This is a genomic window from Saccharothrix sp. DSM 118769 (assembly GCF_052936295.1).
Genome location: NZ_CP193627.1, coordinates 4,585,463 through 4,603,181 on the forward strand (window position 1 = coordinate 4,585,463; position 17,719 = coordinate 4,603,181).

Consider the following 17,719-nt stretch of genomic DNA (forward strand, 5'->3'; position numbering starts at 1 on the left):
GTGCCGCAAGCGCAGTGACGCACCGCATCGGTGTCGCCTATGACGACCGCCTCCCTCCGGCTCCGACCGAACCCCGGTCAGCCAGGTCACGCTACTAAAACACACCGTAACGGCACTTGCGTTTTTCGCAGATCAACTTGCTGCTACCCGCAACCTCACAAGTGCTAGCCGACGCCACTCTTGGTCATCACGACGGACATGGAATTACAAGCCACCGTCCCCAGCGGAACCGGAGGTGAGGCGGATGTGGATAGCTGCATCGCGAGAACATCACGCGACTGTCGCCTCCGGCGTCTTCGCTACCGGATTGCCCCACATCATCGCACGATGCCCATCACGCGCAACGGTGTTCACCGGATGAAGCGGCCATCTACCAGTGCGCCGCTTCGCGGCGACGATCTCCCTCAGGTCGTCGGCTACGCGCGCGTCAACAGCGCCTTCGACACAGGCGACACCCGCGACACAGGCGACATCCGATGGAGGGACCCGCCGGAGAGGATCCGTCGAACCGTCGCACGGTACTGCCAGCACACTGAGCTGCCGTTGTCACAAGTCGCGGTCGACCGCGACGTGGCCGACGAACGCCTCGGCGGCCGTGTCGGCTCCACTGCGGTCTTGGATGTCGCGACGTTGAGAGGCGCATTCGCGGTCGTGGTTCCGTCCCTGGACCATCTCTCGTCCGACCCCGCCATACGAATGGCGCTCCTCGCGCAGCTAAGCGGAACAGGGGCCCGGATCGTCACGATGGAACCGGATCCCGGTCGGGAAGCGATGATCCGCAACATCGCCTCCCGGCGCCTCATGCAGCCCGCGACGGGATCGCGGACACACAGGCTTCTACTCCCGGCGGGCGCGGGCGGCCGGGAATGCCAGCGAGCGGCGAGGGAGTGCAAAGCGCACATCCCCGAATCGCGCTCACCCGTCGACCGCTCGCCCTTGGGGCTCGTCAACGCCGCTGCGACCCGACCGCCTGCGGCGTACAGGCGAACAGGGCCAGACCGTCGTCGAACGGGACTTGCCGGCACCGAGTCGGGTTCATCTTCATCGGCACAGCAACGGAGCATGTCGTGGACGAGCGGAGAACGATCTCCATCCAGCTATCGAGGGTCAACGCCGACATCGCCCGCTTCCTGGGCCGGTTGGTGGCCGAAGAGGACCCGACCAATACGGTCGAGTACACCGTGTCGCTGGGGCGGGCGGCTCATCTGCTCGGCCTGCACCTCCAACGGACGGCGATCGTCTTGGCGGCCTTTTCCCGCTTCGAGGACTCCGGCCCCGAGTCTGAGGCCGTCGACGACGTCGAAGCCGACGAGGTCGATACCGCATCCTACGAGACGGTGGTCAACGCCGGGATCGACGCTCTGAGTCGGAACCCGCACTTCACGCCCGAACTGCTGAATGAACTCTTCGGAGATGCCGCGAAAGCCGCGATCTCGTCCGCGGCCGAGTCGCCGAAAGAGAACGCGCCGAGAGTGGCCGGCGACCGTGCCGACGGCCACACGAAGCGCGTCCACAACTGATCGATACTGATATTCCCGGTACCGAATAAACGTCTTCGCGCTGTACGAAAACAAGGGGTGCAATGTTCGACAGGGAGATGCTCAGGGGTAGCACGCCCTGGCCCGCTCGCAGAACGCCTGAATCGGTCATCGACGCCCCGGAGCCGGGCTGGCTGGCGACCTACCAGTGCCTCTGGCAGCACTCCTTCACCCTTCGTCTGGCCCGGACGGCTGCCGCGCCTGCGACCTGGCAATGCCGCCGGCATGGCGGCAGACCCGCGACGTTGACCGGCCCCACGCACGGCGCGTTGTGGAACCCAGGCAGCGGATCGTCACGTGCGTCCTCCGAGGGGGAAGGTCGCGGACCGAAGACCGACAGGCCCGGCAGGACGCCGTGGCAGATGCTCCGGGAACGCCGGACCATCCCCGAATTGGAAGCCCTCCTGCGGGAACGGCTGGAATTACTGCATTCCGTCCGACGGTAACGGCGGGGGCGTCTCGCGTCGTCAATGAAATAGCGATGAAATTTCTTACTCCCTGAGGCAAGGGGTGTGCAACGGGGTGGACACTGCGATGCTTATCGACGGGGCGGCATGAATTCAGGGCCCATCAAGGGGAACGGGTTGGGTGGGATCGTGCATGGCTCGGCCGTGCAGGCGGGCAGCATCGACATGCTCAACCTCCACAACCCGTCCGCAGGTGCCGCGGCGGTTGTTCCGTGGCAGTTGCCACCGGGCATGCGGGTGTTCACCGACCGGGAGCGCGATCGTGAGCGGTTGAGCCTCCTGCTGCCCACAGTCACCGACGCCGATGCAGCGGTGGGGGTGGGCCCGGTGATGGTGGGTCTGCACGGCCCGGCGGGGATTGGGAAGACCGCGTTGGCGGTGCGGTGGCTCTCGGAGTTGCGTGACAGGTTTCCTGACGGGCTGCTGTATGCCCGGTTCGACGCCGGTGGACCGGCTCATGTTCCTAACCCGGATTCCGTGCTCACCGGGTTCCTGCTCGCGTTGGGTGTCGCGCAGCACGCTCTACCCGCCGAACCCGAGCACCGCATCGCGCTGTACCGGACCCTGACCTCCGGTCGGGCGCTGGCGGTGCTGCTCGACGATGTCGGCGAGGTCGGACAGGTGATGCCGCTGGTGCCCAGCGGACCGCGCTGCCTGTTGATGGTCACCGGCCGTCGCCCGCTGGTCCGGTTGATCGAACAGGGCGCGTGGCCGCACCAGGTCGCGGCCCTGAGCAGAGAGCACGGGCTGGCCCTGTTCCAGGGCATCACCGGGCACGACCGCGTGCACGCCGACCTCCAGGCCGCCGCCGCGCTGGTCGGGCTTTGCGGCGGGCGTCCGCTGAGCATCGCGTTGTTGGCCGCGAACGCCGCGCTGCACCCAGGCGTGCCGCTGGCCGTGTTGGCTGCCGACCTCGCCGGGGACCCAGTGGACAGCCGCGCGCGGGAGGACAACGTCGTGGAACGTGCCGTGACAGCGGACTACGAGGGTCTGGAGCCTCTCGGCCAAGTGCTGTTCCGGCTGCTCGGCGTGCAACCGGTCAGTCGCTTCACCTTCCCGATGCTGCTCGCGCTGCTCGCCCCCTCCCACGAGCAGCCATCCTCGGTCCAGGACGTGGAGGCCGCAGACGAGCAGCGGTCGGATCTGACCAGCCGGTCGCGGTCGCGCCGGGCTGCGCGGGTGCATCGCGTGCTCGACGGTCTCGTCGCCGCCCACCTGCTGACCCACCACCCGGCCACGAACCTGCCAGGCACCGACAGCGCGCAGGATCCGGCGGGGACTACCGGGCCGGTGTGGGAGATCGACGCGGTCCCGCACCACCTCGCCCGCCGCCTCGCCGAGACCCTCGACCCCAAGAAGGTGCGGCTCGCCGCGCTGGTGCGGGTGGTCGACCTGGTGCTGTGGCCGGCGCTGCACGCCGCCGACCTGCTCGTCACGCCCCACCGGCGCCGCACGCCCTACCCCGCCACCGCGGAAGACGACATGTCCGGCGAGGCGGTGGCCTTCTCCGACCGGGCGGGCGCGTTGGCCTGGCTGGAGCGCACCGTCGACACCGTCGCCGCCTACGCCCACGCCCTGCACACCGCAGGCGGGCACCGGCGGGCCTGGCACCTGGTCGATGCACTGTGGCCGCTGTGGCAGCACCGCAAGGACTACACGCTCAGGTTGGAGTTGGACGTCCTCGCCCTGCGCGCCGCCCACGCCTGGGATGACGAGGCGGCGCAGGCGGAGATGCTCACGCGGATCGGACTGGCGCAGACCTCGCTGCGTGCGTTCGACGAGGCCGCCGAGGCACTCACGGCGGCTCTCGCGCTGCGGCTGCGGCTGCGGGACCGGTGGGGCGAGGCGGACTGCCGCACCACCCTGGGCCTCTACCACCAAGCGTTGGGCAACGTCGACCACGCCGGTGACCAGTTCCGGCTCTCGGCCCGCCAGTACCAGGCGATAGGAGCGCTGCGCGAGCAGGCCCTGACCAACCACCACCTCGGCGTGCTGTACCTCGACGCGGGCCAACCCCACCTCGCGCAGGTCCAACTCTCACGCACCCTCGACGAGTTCGCCGCGCTGCCCGAACCCGACGAGCGCAACGCGCTGCGCACCCGCGTCGACCTGGCCCGCGCCCACCTGGGGATAGGTCAGCACGACCGCGCCCGTGCCCTGATCGTTGCGGCCGTCGACGGGCTGGCACGACTGGCCGATGCCGTCGAGCACGCCCGCGCCTTGGAAGTCCTCGCCGACATCGCCCACGCCACCGGCGACCCGTCCTACCCGCACCGGCTCGCCGACGCCCTCACCGTGTACGAGTCGGTCAACTCCCCGTGCGCCGGCCGGGTGCGTGAGCGCCTCGCCGCCACAGGTGCTCCCGCCACGGCCGAGCCCGACGGTGATCGGACTGTCGAGGATCCGGAGTCGCGGCGGCCGTGAACAGGACGACCGACACGCTGAGCGGCCGGATGACCGGCACCATTCTGCGGCCCGGCCAGGTCACCGTGCGCCTGTCCGCACAGCCGTATCAGCCGTCGAACCGGACCCGACTTTCCCTCCCGCACCGCAGCCCGGAGTGGCCGACCCCTCGACCACGACGCCGGGCGCGCCGCGATCAACGATCCCCGCACCGGGACGGACCACGCCATACCGGTCACGGTCAACGCTCCCGGGACGGACCGGTCTGCCGGCCGCACCCGCCCGACCTGGGCCCCCGCACTTCGAACACGGCCACCGGCCGCACCGTGGCACCCGAGCACAACCGAGGAAGCTTGATGGACACCGACGAGAAGACCACCCAGACGAGGCTGAGCACGGCGCGCAGCCGCGAGCTCGGCGAGGAACTGCGCCGCGTCCGCCATGCCGCCGGCCTGTCCTCCGCCGAGGTCGCCGAGAGCCTGGGCTGGTCGCTGGGCAAGCTCAGCAAGCTCGAAACCGGCAGCCGCGGCACCAGCCAATGGGAGATCGCGATCATGGTGGGCCGCTGCGGCGCGGACAAGGCCACCCGCGACCGCGTCATGGCCATCGTCCACGAGCCCGACACCGGAAGCTTCACCCGCTCCCACCACGGCAGCCCCGACACGCTCACCGCCCTGACCGTCCACGAACGCCTGGCCGGCGACGTCGTCGCCTACGAACCGCTCACCGTGCCCGCCCTCGCCCAGACCGCGGCCTACGCCCGGGCCCTGACCGGCGACGAGAACCTGACCTCGGTCCGGGCCGCGCGGCTGGACCGTCTCCTGCACAGCCGCACCCCGCCGCACATCACCCTCTACGTCCACGAGACCGCGCTGCGGCTGGTCGTGGGGGACCGGGCCGTCATGCGCGACCAACTGCTCCACCTCGCCCTGCTGATCGGCCGGCCCGACGTCACCGTGCACGTCATCCCGATGACCGCGTCACCGCATCCCGCTCTGCGCCATCACGCCACGCTGCTCACCTTCGCCCCGCCCCTGCCACCGCTCGCCTACAGCGAGAGCGGCCTCGCCACCGTCTTCCACGACCACCCCGACGCCATCGAGCACTACCGGCACCGGATGCGCGAACTGCACGCCCGCGCCCTGCCCGAAGCCCAGTCCGGTCAGGTCATCGCCCGCTGGGCCGATGTCTACGACAAAGGCATCCGCTGACCGGGGCCCCACCCGCGGCACCGGCGCCCTCACGGCGGCCGACGCCGCGACGTCGGCGCCGTCAAGCCCCATGAAGGGCCTGCGACGGCCCTACGGACCCGCATCGCGTCCACCCTCCACAGCCATCACGACACCTGGACTGCCGCCATGACTCCGGCTCACCACGCGCTCGACGACCCCGCCCGCACCCTGCGGGCGATCCTGCGCACTGCTCCCTGCCTCGACCTGGGGCTCGACGCTGTCCGGACCCTGTTGCCCGACCACGACCCGGCGAGTGTCGACGCGGCGCTGGTCGAGCTGGTGGCCGCAGATTTGCTGCACCGCGACGGCCCGGCCGACGCAGCCCGGTTTCGGGTGCCCGACGTGCTGCGTGCCGAGCGCACCGCCGACCCGGACGTCACCGCCGACCTGGACGTGACCGCCGCGCACCTGCGGCTGGTCGAGCACTACATGGCCAGGCTGACCGCGGCCTCGGAGACGCTGGAGCCCGGCAAGTTCGCCTTCTCCGAACCACCCGGCCCGGCGTGGACACCACCCGACCGCGTGGCGGCACGTGCCTGGGTCGATGCCGAGTGGATCACCGTCGTGGCCTGCCAGCGGCTGGCGGACGACCTGGGCTACGACGACCTGGTGTGGGGGATCGGCGAGCGGCTGTGGATCCTGCTGCGCTCCGCGGGGCTGTTCGACGCCGTGCTCGACACCCAGCAGTTGGCCGCCTCGGCCCGCCGCCTCGAACACCCCTACGCCTCGGCCGCCCACGCGAGGATCTGCTGGGCGCTGCTGCGACTGGGCCGCCACGCCGAGGCCGTGCAAGCCGGCGAGCAGGCCCTGGCCCTGGCCCTGGCGGTGATGTTCGACCACGCCTGGTCGAAGGCGACCGCGTGGTCGCAGCTGGGACGCGCCCACCACGCCACCGGCGCACCCGACCTCGCACTGACCTGCCTTCACCGCGCCGAAGCCGAGGACACCTCACCGACGGCCAAGGGCCTGCGAAGGCGGCACAGGGACGAAGTACGCCACTCCACCGGTGACCTGGCCGGGGCGGAAGCGGACTTCCGCGCCGCCCTGGAGCTGATCGGGTCCACCCCACGCCCGCGGCTTCCGGAGACCGCCCGGGTGCTGGTCCTGCTCGCCGGTGTCCTGCTCGAGCAGGACCGCGCCCGCGAGGCCGTCGAGGAACTGGGGGAGGCGGTGCTGCTGCTCGACCCGGACGCCGACACCCTCTACCTCGCGGAGGTCGAACTGCACCTCGGCCACGCCCTGCTCGCCTGCGGCGAACACGACAGTGCGGCGAGCGGCTACCTGCGCGCCGCCGCGCTGTTCGACCGCGCAAGCCACCCCCAGCGCGCCGACGACGCCCGCGCCCGCCACACCGCGATCGGCGGGGTGGACTGATGGATCACCCACTGCCGCGCGTGGATTCCCTGTTGCCGGGCGAGGACGGCCCGCGGTGGGTCGACAAGACCACGGATCTTCTCTCCGGCGCTGCGATGCCCGGCGCGCACCTGGCCGGGTGGGCGCGGTCGCAGGCGCCCGCGCTGGTCGCGCTCGTCGAGGACGACGAGACGGGTCGTCGGCATCGCGTCCTCGGCTGGGCGCTGGATCACGGCGACCGCGTCGAGGTGCTTATCGCGGGCGTGCACACGTCAGGGGCGTCTCTGGACTCCGTGGTGACCGCGGTCGACCCGCGTGGCCGTCTGCGCACCGTGACCGTCTACGACCCCGGCCGAACCGGCGCGGGTGCCGTCGCGGCAGGTAGGCCAGATCTGTCCCTGCCGTTGGGGCCGCAGCTGTCGGGGCGCAGCCGCGTCGACGCCTTCCGCCTGGCGTGCCTGGCGGAACTCAAGGCACAGGCCGCCACGGGGATCACACCGGGGGAGCTGGCGGCACGCCACGCACTCACGCCGCGTCGACTCGAGGTCCTGTTGCGCGAAGCCGACCTGACACTGCACACCGATCGGCCGATCGGCCCGCAGATCCGGTCGCTGCCCCTGGCCCACCCGGTCCGCCGGCAGGGCGAAGCGATCCTGGCGGGGGAGTTCCTGACCTGCGAACATCCCGACGCGGTCAAGCGACGCCACGACGTCAGCACCCACATCCTCTACGGCGCGGTGCGCCGCTACTGCGACGGCCGGCTGGTCGCCGGGATGCCGTTGGGACCGCAACTGCGGGTGCACCGGCCGGGTAGTGCGGCGTGGTTGCTGGCCGTGCGCGTCCTCGCCCGCGAACACGCCGACGACGGCGCGGACGCGGTGCGCCGACGTCATCTGCTCAACCCCCGACGCCTGGACACCGTGCTCGCGTGGACTCTCGACAACCAGCTGGACGCGCCTGACGAGGGCCGGTCGTGATCCGGGCCCTACGGCCCGACCGGGGGCCCGTGATCCCGCCGTCGACCGGCGAGGAACCCCTGTTCACGACCGCGGCATCGACGGACATCGCCGCTGAAGACACCGCCGCCGAGGACGTCACCGCCGCCGTCGAATCGTGTCCTCCTGCCGGACCCGTACGGCACCACGCTCGCGGCGATCGCCCTGCCCGGACCCGACCCGACCCGGCCTTCCCGCCCGCTCGCCGAGCGAGCGCCCACCCGCGACGCCGCGAACGGAGAACGCCATGACGACCGCCCTGCACCCAGGCACCGGAGCGTCCTTCACCGGACTGTCCTCCTCTACCGGACCGGCCTCCTCTGGAGCGTCCGCCTCCGGAGCGTCCGCCTCTGGGGCGGTCGTGCGGGCCTGTCCGGCGCGGGCGAGCGCCTACCTGCTCGGTGGACGCGTGCACACCCAGGCCGACCGCGGCTTCGCCGAGAGCCTGGTCGCCCGATGGCCCCGCTGGGTCGTGGACCTCAAGGCGTCCGAAACGCTGCTTACCGGCACGCTGCGGACTCTGCGGGCCCGCGGCTACGACCAGGTGATCGACCTCTGCCCGGTGCTGCCCACGCCCGAGGGACCCTACTTCGCCTTCGACGCCCACACAGGTGTGCGCCTGGTGCGCCTGGACGGCGATCCCGGCACCGCCGCGCAGACCGCCGCGCTGCTGCGCGGCACACCCCACCGGGTCGTCCGGTGCGCCCCGGACCGCCCCGGCGAGGCCATGGCGGTGATCCGCACACGTCGACTGCTGACCCCGCATCACCCCGTGGTGCTGCTCGCCGGCATGGGCGCCCTGGAGAGCGAGCCGCTCGGCTCCGGGCTGGAGCGGATGTTGGCCGCCTGGGGGACCGAGCTGCCCGACGGGTCACTGCTGGTGTTCACCCACGACACCGATGACGCCCGCACCCCTGCCCAGGCCAGAGCCGCCGGTAGGGCCCGCCTGCTCTACACCGCGCTGGACAGGGCGTTCACCGCCCGCTCCGGCGCGGCACTGGCCGCGTCGCTGCGCACCGCAGGCTGGCTGCTCACACAGCCGCTGACCTGGGCATCCCGCGGCCCTGCGGCAGGGCCGGGCGTCGCCGAACGGTTCCCGGCACGCCCCGACGGGCGCGCGGCCTCGGTCCTGGCGGGCATCGCCGCATACCGACCCCGACACCACACCACCACCGCCCCCGTCAACGAGGCACCGGCGACCGACACGGCCTGGCGAGTCTTGCCCCGTGGCGTCGATACGGGCGGTGGGCGGCGGTGAACGCGACGCATCGGATTCTGGTAGCGCTGGCCAAGGCAGGTGAACACGGACTGACCGGCCGGGACATCCGGCAACACACCGGCGCGGGCGGTAACTACCTGCGCCTGGTGCGACTGGTCACCGCCGGCCTCGTGACCCGCACGTGGCAACCAGCGCATCCCGGCACGCGGCGCCGCCGCCTGTACCGGGTCACCGACCTGGGGCGGGCCGAAGGACGTCAACTGGACCTACTGCCGCCCCCGCCGGCACGGCGTGCACTGCCCAGACCGTGCTTCCTCGACGGCCGGGGCAGGGCCGCGCTGGCAAGCGGAGACGGCGGGTCGTCTTCGGACGCGTTGAGCACCCGGTGGCCGCACCCGGTCCTGCTGCGCAACCACCTGCTCGGCGGCACCCTCCACCGCCCGATCGACCGGCTCGAGGCGCAGCGACTGCGCGAGCTGGACCCGGACATCGACACACAGGCCCGCGCCGTCGAGATCCAGCGCGGACACGCGCTGCGGACACTGACCGACCGCGGCCTTGTCGAACAGGTCCTGGACCTGTCCACCGGTCTCCCCGCCCACCGGGTCGTGCGCTGCGCGCACGTCGCCCTGGAAGACGACACCTCGCCCGTCCCCGTGGTCTACGTCGTCACCGACCACCATGTGGCCGCCGCGACCCGGGCAGCGGTGAACCACCACTCCCACGTGGGGGTGGTGGTGGCCAACCCCTGCGACGTACACGCGGTATGGCAGGCCGTGACCGGCTTCAACACGACGCGTCCCGGCCGTCTTCTGCACCCCGGCCGCCCCGTGGTGCTCGACGCCCTGACCATCAGCGACCTGGTGCCCGACCCGCGCCGGTTGTGTGCGGTGCTGCGCGCCTGGCGCACCACCGTGCGGGAGGACTCGCTGCTGGTGCTGGCCCGATCACCGGACCCGGCCCTGCCCGACCCCGTACCGATCGCGCGACGCGCTGGCTGGCAGCAGCTACCCGGTTTCACCCCACCGGCGCCGCAGAACGCAACAGTGGCCGACCGTCGGACACAGGTCACGGTGCTCACCACCGGGCTACACCGATGGTGGGGACAACCGGCCAGACGGCGACCGGCCACAGGGACGCCGTGGTGAGCCTTCCACCGCCACGCCGTCCCCCCGAGATGACCGACCCATCGTGGGGACTCGCCCGCCACGGCGGGTCGCCGCTGCGGACGTCCGACCCGGGCCCGCCGACCGAGTACCTGCCCGTGCTCGGAGAGCTGTCCTGCTCCACAACGCAAGTCGACGCCGTCGACCGCGACCGCGAGCAAGCCGCGGCACTCAAAGCCCTGCGACACAGGGAACTCCCGCACGGTGACTACCGCGTCCTTCTCGACCGGATCCTGCACGGACTACGACGACTCTGACACGAACGGAGCACACATGATCGACACCAACACCGACGGACACGACCCGGACACCACAGCATGACCACCGACCACGACAGGCCGGCGCGCCGGACCGCGCCCGACCCCGCCGAACCGCCCGGCCCGCGGCTACGGATGGGCGAGCACGTCACCGACTACGACGACCACCAGTTCGCGATACCGCGACCGAGCCCCGACACGCGTGCGGCCCACCCGCCGCCCACCCACCGACCTGCACCGCCTTGTCCGGCCGACCAGCTGGACCACTGGCCGCACGACACGGCAGATGAGGCAGCCCGGTGAATGACCTGCCTCGGTGGCCTTCCGGGTTCACGGCCCGCGACAGCAGCGGCACCGATCCGCTGACCACGTGCCACCCCGCCCGCATCCACGCCCTCCTGCGCGGCAGCGACCACGCCACCGCCGCCGAACACGCACTGGTACAACGACTGCTGCACCACGACCCGGCGCTGCGCGACCGGTCCCGCACCGCGTGGTCCTGCCAGGCCCGCACGTCCCTGTACTTCGCCCGCCTGAAAGTCGGCGCCATCGTCGACCTCGCCACCGGCATCCCGGACACCGCTCTCGCACCACACCGGATCCCGCCCGACCTCACCGGACCGCCCACACCGGTGGTCTACGTCAACGCCGACCCCACCGTGCACGAGCACGCCGCACTGCTGACCCGACACGACAACGCCACCACCGCCGTGTCGGCCGACATCCGCGACCCCCACACCGCCTGGTCGACCATCCGGGACACCGGCCTGATCCCGACGGGCACACCGGTGGCGTTCCTCGCCGTCGGACTGGCCGACCACTTCACCGACCCCGCCGACCTCGGCCGGACACTGACCGGCCTCGCGGGTGTCGCACCCGCGGGCTCGCTGCTCGCGATCACCCACCGCAGCGACACCACCCACCTCGCCCGCGCGGGTGACGACCCGACACCGGACTGCCGGGCCGACCTCGCCCGTCTCGTCCACGACTCCGGCTGGAACCTCCAGGAAGCCGCCACGCTCGCACTGCTGTGGCACCCCGCACCCCACGACGTGCGCTACGGCACCCCCAGCGTCGCCTTCTGCCTGGCCGAACTCGCGGCACCCGGCAACGACACGGCGCCGCCGTCCGCCGGCCTCCGCGACAGTCCCACAAGGCTGCGGACCGCTTCCCGGCCCGTCGCCGACGATCGCCACGAGCCCCGTCCCCGGTCACTCGGCGAAGCTGGAGGGAGCGCGTGAACAACGCCACCCGGGAACTGGTGCGGGAACTGGAGCCGTTCATCCGCGGCACGGTGCGGCTGTCCTGCCACGCGCCGCTGCCCGCGCACCTGTCCCAGGAGGACCTGGTCCAGGACGCGTGCCTGTCGGTGCTGCAAGCCGTACCGCGCTACAGCGGTCCGCCACAGGCCATGCGCGGCTGGGTCGCGGTCATCGTCCAGCGCCGCGTCGCCGAGGTCTACCGGTCGACGAAGACCTGGCGACATTATCCCGTCGGCGACATGACCGAACTGGTCGACAGCATCGACAGGGGCCACGCGCCCACCGTCGAACCCCACACCGAATCCGACACCACCGTCATCGAGCTGATCTCACACCTGGACGAGCGAAGCCGCCGCATCCTGCTCCTGCGCGACGCACACGACCTGTCCTACAGCGAGATCGCCCGCCGGTTCGACATCACCGCCAACGCCGTCCGCACCGCCTACTGCCGGGCGCTGGCCAAAGTACGCGCGATGTCCGAGTGGGGCATCGGCGCACCCGTCACCCTCATCCACCGCGACACCATCCGGATCAACCCCCGCAACCAGGACCGCCCACCCGGTGAGCTGGACCTTCTCACACACTCGATCACCAACCGAGGGCTGTGTCGCCCGCTGCTGCTGCGCCCCGTCCCGGGCCGGGGGAGAGCGGTCGAACTGCTCGACGGACACCGCCACCTCGCCGCGACACACCGGACCACACGCATCCACGTTCCCGTCGTGGTGCTGACCGACGTCAACCAGAACTGGTTGAACCAGGCAGTCCACGGACTACCACCGATCCGGGCCCGAGCCCTGCTGGCCGAACACGTCGCGACAGGCCGCACCAGTCCCTCGTGGTCCACCGAGCCTGCGAGCGGGCCGGCATCCCGCCCACCGGCCGGACACGGAGTCCTCGACAGGTTTCCGCCCGCCACCCGTCGACCACGTCACGTTTCATGACCGCGCCCGAACGCAGCCGCCTGGTCCGGGAACGGCTCTCGCGCGAGTTACGGCGGCTGCGCACCGAGGCCAGGATGACCGGCACGGCCACGGCGCGCGCCACCGGGATGAGCCAGTCGAAGTTGTCGAAGATCGAGAACGGCATGCTCCTCCCGTCCGTGACCGACGTGGAGAGACTCGTGGCCGAGTTGTCGGCGACCAGGGAGACCAGGGTCGAGCTGGTGGAGCTGGCCCGGCAGCTGCACGCCGAGGCGGAGACCCGCCGGGTGGTGCTGCACCGGGGCGCGCACCGCCACCAGCAGACCGTGGCCCGCATCGAGGCCAGGGCCACCACCAGCCGCTTCTTCCAGAACGCGGGTGTGCCCGCGCTGCTGCAGAGCGAGAACTACCTGCGGGTGGTGTTGAACACCACGCCGTCGCACGAGCAGGACACCGCGATCGCGACCCTGCGCTCCCGCCGGGCGCGGATGGACGACCTGGGCAAGCGGTTCGTGTTCCTGCTCGCGGAGAGCGCGCTGCGCTGGCGGATGGGTTCGGCGGACCTGATGTGCGACCAGATCGAGCACCTGGTGCAGACCATGCGCCGGTCGAACGTGCAGCTCGGCGTGGTGCCGTGGACGGTGGACGCCAACATGGTGGCGCTGCACGGGTTCCAGGTCTACGACGAGCGCGTGGTCACGTTGAGCGTGCTCACCGGCAACGCCACCATCACCGACCCGCACGACGTGCGCGAGTACCTGGCGCTGTTCGGCCGGCTGGAACGGCTCGCGGTGCGCGGGGAGGCGCTGGAGGACCTCCTGGAGAACATCTCCCGCGACCACCGCAAGCTCGGCTGAGCTGGGCCGCCGCCGAGTGCACCCGCCCTGGGCACCTGCTGCGCCGAAGGGCTTGTCCGGTAGCGGCTGCGGTAGCGGGGCGGGCACGGAGCGCGATCTCATCTGCGAGGCGCGTGCCCGCGAGAGGGGAACCGTGTTCCGATCACGAGCACTGCTCGCCGTGTTGACCGTGACCGCCCTGGTGGTCACCGCCGCGCCCGTAGCCGCAGACCCGGTGTCGTCCGCCGCCGATCCCGTGGCGGTCATCCGGACGCCGACTCCGAACCTCCTCATCGCGAACGGCACGACGGTGATGGTGACCGGCACGTCGTCGACGGAGCCGGGAGTGCGGGTGGAGGTGTCCACCGACGGCGGTATCGGCTGGACGAGCGCCTCGGGGACCCCGAGTGGGTGGTTCCACGACTTCACGCCCACGACCGCGGGCTCCCACACGGTGCTGGCCCGCGCGGTCGTCGGCGACACCGCCGGGCCGGCGGCCTCGGTGGTCGTGCAGATGGGCGGGCCGACGCTGCCCCCGCCCTCGGTGACCTGCGAGTGCGTGTTCGACATGGTCGACAAGCCGCTCGCCGCCCACACCGACGACCAGCCGGTCGAGCTGGGATTGAGCACCATGGTCGACCGCGACGGCTACCTCACCGGCGCGATGATTCGGCGCGGTACCTACACCGGCGAACTCATCATGCGCGTCTACAACCCGACCGGAACCCGGATCACGCAGGTCACGGCACCGGCGGGCACGGGCGTGCAGCAGGTGCGCCTCACCACGCCCCTGCCGGTGCTGCGCTGGCAGGGGCTCATGATCACCTACTACACCCCGGCCGGTGGCTACGCGGCGTCCCCGGACTACTTCACCGGATTGCTGGCCCGGTCGCCGTTCCGGACGAGCGGCAGCTACTACCGCTACGGTGCCGACGGTGGCTACCCGACGCAGACCTACCGGGGCACGAACTACTGGATCATGCCCACCTTCAGCCTCACTCCCTGACCCGTGGCCGGACTCGGCATGCGAGATGGCCGGTCGCCGCACAGGTCCTGGGGGTGCAGAGAAGGTGTTCCACCAGGGTGCCGGTGACAGGCTGCTGCCCGGCGCCGAGGGCCTCGACAGGTGCAACCTGCACACCGCGCATGCGGAGTACACCCGCAGCCTGCGTCTCGGGGAGGACACCGACTTGCCGGAGTGGCCCAATGGCCTGCGGGCTGTCGACGGAATCCGCTGAGCAGCGGATTGGACGGTGGGAACTGATGCCGTTCCCGCGTTACCGCTGATCGTTCCCCGCCTGGATGCCGGCCTGTGAACGGTCAGCGGCCGCGTCCGGATTGCGGTTGGTGGTGTTGTCGAGGTCGTCGAGTTGTTGTTGGACGTGGTCGGCGTCGGTGTCGCGGCCTTGATCCCGATACAGCTCCAGCGCCTCCCGCCAGACCGCGCGAGCCGGGTCTGTCAAACGAGTGGCTCTGGCGCACTTTCGTTGGTGACGTTGAGTAGCTGGTTGGGTCGTGATCCCGTGATGGATGCCGATCCCCTTGCGGGGGCGGTACTCCGGACCGGCGGTTCCGGTTGTTGGGTGCGTGGCAGAGGGCGGTGGTCGCGGTCCGCAGCCGGGTTGCGGCCGTGCCGTCCGGCGCCCGGCGCTGCGGTGACGAAGGCGTCGACAACCCGAAAGCACCTTCCCGGCAAGGGGATCGATCTTCACCGCAAGGTCACGGCCGTGACTGGCTACTCACCGTCACCACCGAAAGTGTGCCAGAGCCGATCTTGAAACAGTCCCCCGCTGTCGGGCCTTGAGTGAATGCCTAGCGCGGTAGCCGCGCACGTTCGCGCACGTCCAGAAGATCTCGTCGAGCAGACTGCCCAACACCGAGGTGTTGTCGCGGACCTGCGGCTCCATTCATCCTCCAGAGGGTGCGGATCGTGGACACACTGTCGGGCCCTCGCGCTCCTGTACCGCGCGGTCTGCACGGATCGCCTACGGCCGCAGGTGCCGGTCAGTCCGATACCGGCCGGTAGATGCCGCGATGGACTCGTTCCAGGTCGTCGTAGGTGGCGTGGTCGGTGGCGTTGTGGCACAGGTGCGAGGTGACCATGGTGCGGAGGGTGCCCTCGGCGTAGCCGGTGCCCCGGCGGGCCATCTCGGCGACGACCTCGGCCAGCGTGAAGGTCGACGCGCCGGACCGGGTCAACACGGCTTGGACCGTCGAGGATCTCCCTGCGCGCCTTCTCCCTCACGCCATGGGAACCCGGTCGGGTCGGTGGCGTGTCGGTACCGGTGACCGTCGCAGCCGCGCGCCGCGCCGCCTGCACCGGAGGCAGCGGCCGCTCTACCTCGGGACCACCTGCGGGCAGGGCCGCAGTCTGCGGGGTGGCGAGCGGGTCGACGTGGTAGATGGCCAGGCGCAGGGTGTCGTTGACGGGGATGACCGCGAGGCGGGGCGCCGTGGCGCGGTGCCGGGCCAGGCAGGCAGGCAGGCACCGATGTGTCCAGGGCCGTGGCGGGCAGTCCGGCGACGGGGGCAGGGACGAGCATGACCGCGTCGGTGTCCAGGTCGACTCCGTAGCGCCGCGCGGCACCGGCTATGTACCTGCGCAGACGGTTGCTCTCGACGTAGACGAGGGCCCGGTCGACCTCGCCGGGGATAGGCGGCCAGTCGATAGAAGTCCTCAGGACTTCGCCCAAGATCATCGTCCACGCCGCGTTCACCTCGTTCGGCTCCCGCGGGAACTTCAACTCGATCAACGCCACCGGCACGAGCCGCCCGACCACCAGATCGACCCGCGAACCCTTCAACGCCGGGTGCGGCGCCTCCATCCGCAACACCGTCGCGTCCACACCGGCTGCCACCAGGGCCCGCGCGGCGGCGAACCGCACCACGTCCTCGGTGAGCAGCCCGCCGAGCCCACGCTCCAGATAACCTCGCAGTTCGGCGGCCACCGATGTCCCATACCGCCTGAACCCGCCTTGCCGTGATCGGGCCTGTCCGGCACCGCGTCGTCCGACATCGGTCAGAAGTGCGTTCACGTGAAAACCTACGTCGACACCAACGTCGCCATGGGCCGGGACAGCGCTCTCGGCTTCATCGGAACCCTGTCGGCACCTTCACTGCCCATTCGGCGCCACCCGTCGGACAGGGCCGGGTGACTGGTTCGGTGACCGGAAGACCGATGGCGACTACCGGACGTGGCCGGGCTGCAGCCGTGTTGACCTGCGGATTCAACGATGTCACCACGTTGTGGTCAGCCCTCGTCGACGACTGTGGTCTCGACAGCGCCACTCAATGATGGGGGATGACATGGCGATTCGCAGGGCACTGGCAGCGTCGGCGATGGCGGCGGCTTTGGTCGGGGGGATGGCCGCTCCGGCTGTCGCCGCGGAAAGCCACCTGCCCGGTGGGGTGCTCGGTCTCTTCGTCAGTCCGCTGCACACCACCGGCTACATCCAGGTCAGCTTCACGCGCACCCACCCGGGCAACGTCACCGACGGGGTCAACGTGGGCTGGTACAACGATCGGACCCAGAAGACCAACACCGGGCCGGGGTTCGTGAAGGCAGCGGTCGGCTACACCGTGACCCACACCTGGCCGACCTGGATCGGGCCGGGCTGCACGTACCCGGTGCTCGACGTCGACACCAACGGCGACAACATCGGCGACTACCAGATCAACAAGTTCAACACGCAGGGGATCCGCGCCGAGTGCCGGTGATCGTCGAGGGGGAACCCGGACCGGTCTGAGCGGTGGCCGCGAAGGCGCTCCTTGCCGGACGTGGGGAGACCGCGGTGACGTGGTCTCCCCACCCGGATCCCAGCCCTTCCGGGCTACCGGTGCAGGACACCGTGCACCACTCCGGCGTCCCGGCGATGCGGGATCAGCCGGCAACGGTGTCGGTGCGGCGGCCACCGGCCCGTTGGCTGGACGAGCACGCCGAACCGACCGCGGTGAGGCACCGCGATGATCTTCACTTCCACCAGGGAGGTTCAAGGCCACCGACTGGAACGACCGGACTGCAGGGGGACGGACGAGTGGACGCGAAGCCACCGGTGCACCGCGTCGGGTCCA

General features: G+C 71.0%; 16 protein-coding genes. 14 read left to right on the plus strand and 2 right to left on the minus strand.

The annotated features are described in order from the left end of the window. The first annotated feature begins 1,067 nt into the window (after positions 1-1,067). The 13 genes from ACRAKJ_RS19910 to ACRAKJ_RS19970 all read left to right on the plus strand — a co-directional run bounded on the left by ACRAKJ_RS19910 (position 1,068) and on the right by ACRAKJ_RS19970 (position 14,886). Positions 1,068-1,520 carry a hypothetical protein gene (locus ACRAKJ_RS19910; RefSeq protein ID WP_438925380.1) on the plus strand — a complete coding sequence of 151 codons (453 nt, stop codon included), beginning with the start codon at positions 1,068-1,070 and terminating at the stop codon, positions 1,518-1,520. Positions 1,521-1,597: 77 nt separating this feature from the next. Continuing rightward, the gene (locus ACRAKJ_RS19915) at positions 1,598-1,984 is read left to right on the plus strand and encodes an RNA polymerase-binding protein RbpA (protein ID WP_447009103.1); all 387 of its coding nucleotides are present in this window, start codon (positions 1,598-1,600) and stop codon (positions 1,982-1,984) included. Positions 1,985-2,134: 150 nt separating this feature from the next. Further along, entirely contained in the window at positions 2,135-4,429 is a 2,295-nt protein-coding gene (locus ACRAKJ_RS19920) for an NB-ARC domain-containing protein (RefSeq protein WP_438925378.1), read from the plus strand. A gap of 335 nt (positions 4,430-4,764) precedes the next feature. Next, the gene (locus tag ACRAKJ_RS19925) at positions 4,765-5,619 is read left to right on the plus strand and encodes a Scr1 family TA system antitoxin-like transcriptional regulator (RefSeq protein ID WP_438925377.1); all 855 of its coding nucleotides are present in this window, start codon (positions 4,765-4,767) and stop codon (positions 5,617-5,619) included. Between the two features lie 147 nt (positions 5,620-5,766). Beyond that, a complete protein-coding gene (locus ACRAKJ_RS19930; RefSeq protein WP_438925376.1) occupies positions 5,767-7,014 on the plus strand; it encodes a hypothetical protein in 1,248 nt (415 codons plus the stop codon). Positions 7,015-7,034: 20 nt separating this feature from the next. After that, a complete protein-coding gene (locus ACRAKJ_RS19935; RefSeq protein WP_447009071.1) occupies positions 7,035-7,970 on the plus strand; it encodes a hypothetical protein in 936 nt (311 codons plus the stop codon). 265 nt (positions 7,971-8,235) lie between these two features. Further along, positions 8,236-9,246, plus strand: coding sequence for an SAM-dependent methyltransferase (locus tag ACRAKJ_RS19940; protein ID WP_447009072.1), 1,011 nt, complete (start codon positions 8,236-8,238; stop codon positions 9,244-9,246). Further along, positions 9,243-10,355, plus strand: coding sequence for an SAM-dependent methyltransferase (locus ACRAKJ_RS19945; RefSeq protein ID WP_438925373.1), 1,113 nt, complete (start codon positions 9,243-9,245; stop codon positions 10,353-10,355). The genes ACRAKJ_RS19940 and ACRAKJ_RS19945 overlap by 4 nt, the downstream gene beginning before the upstream one ends. Before the next feature lie 574 nt (positions 10,356-10,929). Next, entirely contained in the window at positions 10,930-11,871 is a 942-nt protein-coding gene (locus ACRAKJ_RS19950) for an SAM-dependent methyltransferase (protein ID WP_438925372.1), read from the plus strand. Continuing rightward, positions 11,868-12,833 carry a sigma-70 family RNA polymerase sigma factor gene (locus ACRAKJ_RS19955; RefSeq protein WP_438925371.1) on the plus strand — a complete coding sequence of 322 codons (966 nt, stop codon included), beginning with the start codon at positions 11,868-11,870 and terminating at the stop codon, positions 12,831-12,833. The genes ACRAKJ_RS19950 and ACRAKJ_RS19955 overlap by 4 nt, the downstream gene beginning before the upstream one ends. After that, the gene (locus tag ACRAKJ_RS19960) at positions 12,830-13,669 is read left to right on the plus strand and encodes a helix-turn-helix domain-containing protein (RefSeq protein ID WP_447009073.1); all 840 of its coding nucleotides are present in this window, start codon (positions 12,830-12,832) and stop codon (positions 13,667-13,669) included. The genes ACRAKJ_RS19955 and ACRAKJ_RS19960 overlap by 4 nt, the downstream gene beginning before the upstream one ends. Positions 13,670-13,802: 133 nt before the next feature. Next, the gene (locus ACRAKJ_RS19965; RefSeq protein ID WP_438926116.1) at positions 13,803-14,654 is read left to right on the plus strand and encodes a DUF4082 domain-containing protein; all 852 of its coding nucleotides are present in this window, start codon (positions 13,803-13,805) and stop codon (positions 14,652-14,654) included. A 64-nt stretch (positions 14,655-14,718) separates the two neighbouring features. After that, on the plus strand, positions 14,719-14,886 hold the full coding sequence (locus tag ACRAKJ_RS19970) for a hypothetical protein (RefSeq protein WP_438926115.1): 168 nt from the start codon (positions 14,719-14,721) through the stop codon (positions 14,884-14,886). Between the two features lie 39 nt (positions 14,887-14,925). On the opposite strand, the gene ACRAKJ_RS19975 is transcribed toward ACRAKJ_RS19970, so the two are convergent. Beyond that, positions 14,926-15,111: a hypothetical protein gene (locus ACRAKJ_RS19975; RefSeq protein ID WP_438926114.1), complete on the minus strand. Its 186-nt coding sequence runs from the start codon at positions 15,109-15,111 to the stop codon at positions 14,926-14,928. 541 nt (positions 15,112-15,652) lie between these two features. Further along, complete coding sequence (locus ACRAKJ_RS19980; RefSeq protein ID WP_438926113.1) at positions 15,653-15,850, minus strand: DUF7669 domain-containing protein; 198 nt, start codon at positions 15,848-15,850, stop codon at positions 15,653-15,655. Between the two features lie 1,104 nt (positions 15,851-16,954). Between ACRAKJ_RS19980 and ACRAKJ_RS19985 the strand changes: the two genes are divergently transcribed. Further along, complete coding sequence (locus tag ACRAKJ_RS19985; protein WP_438926112.1) at positions 16,955-17,365, plus strand: hypothetical protein; 411 nt, start codon at positions 16,955-16,957, stop codon at positions 17,363-17,365. The last annotated feature ends 354 nt before the right edge of the window (positions 17,366-17,719 follow it).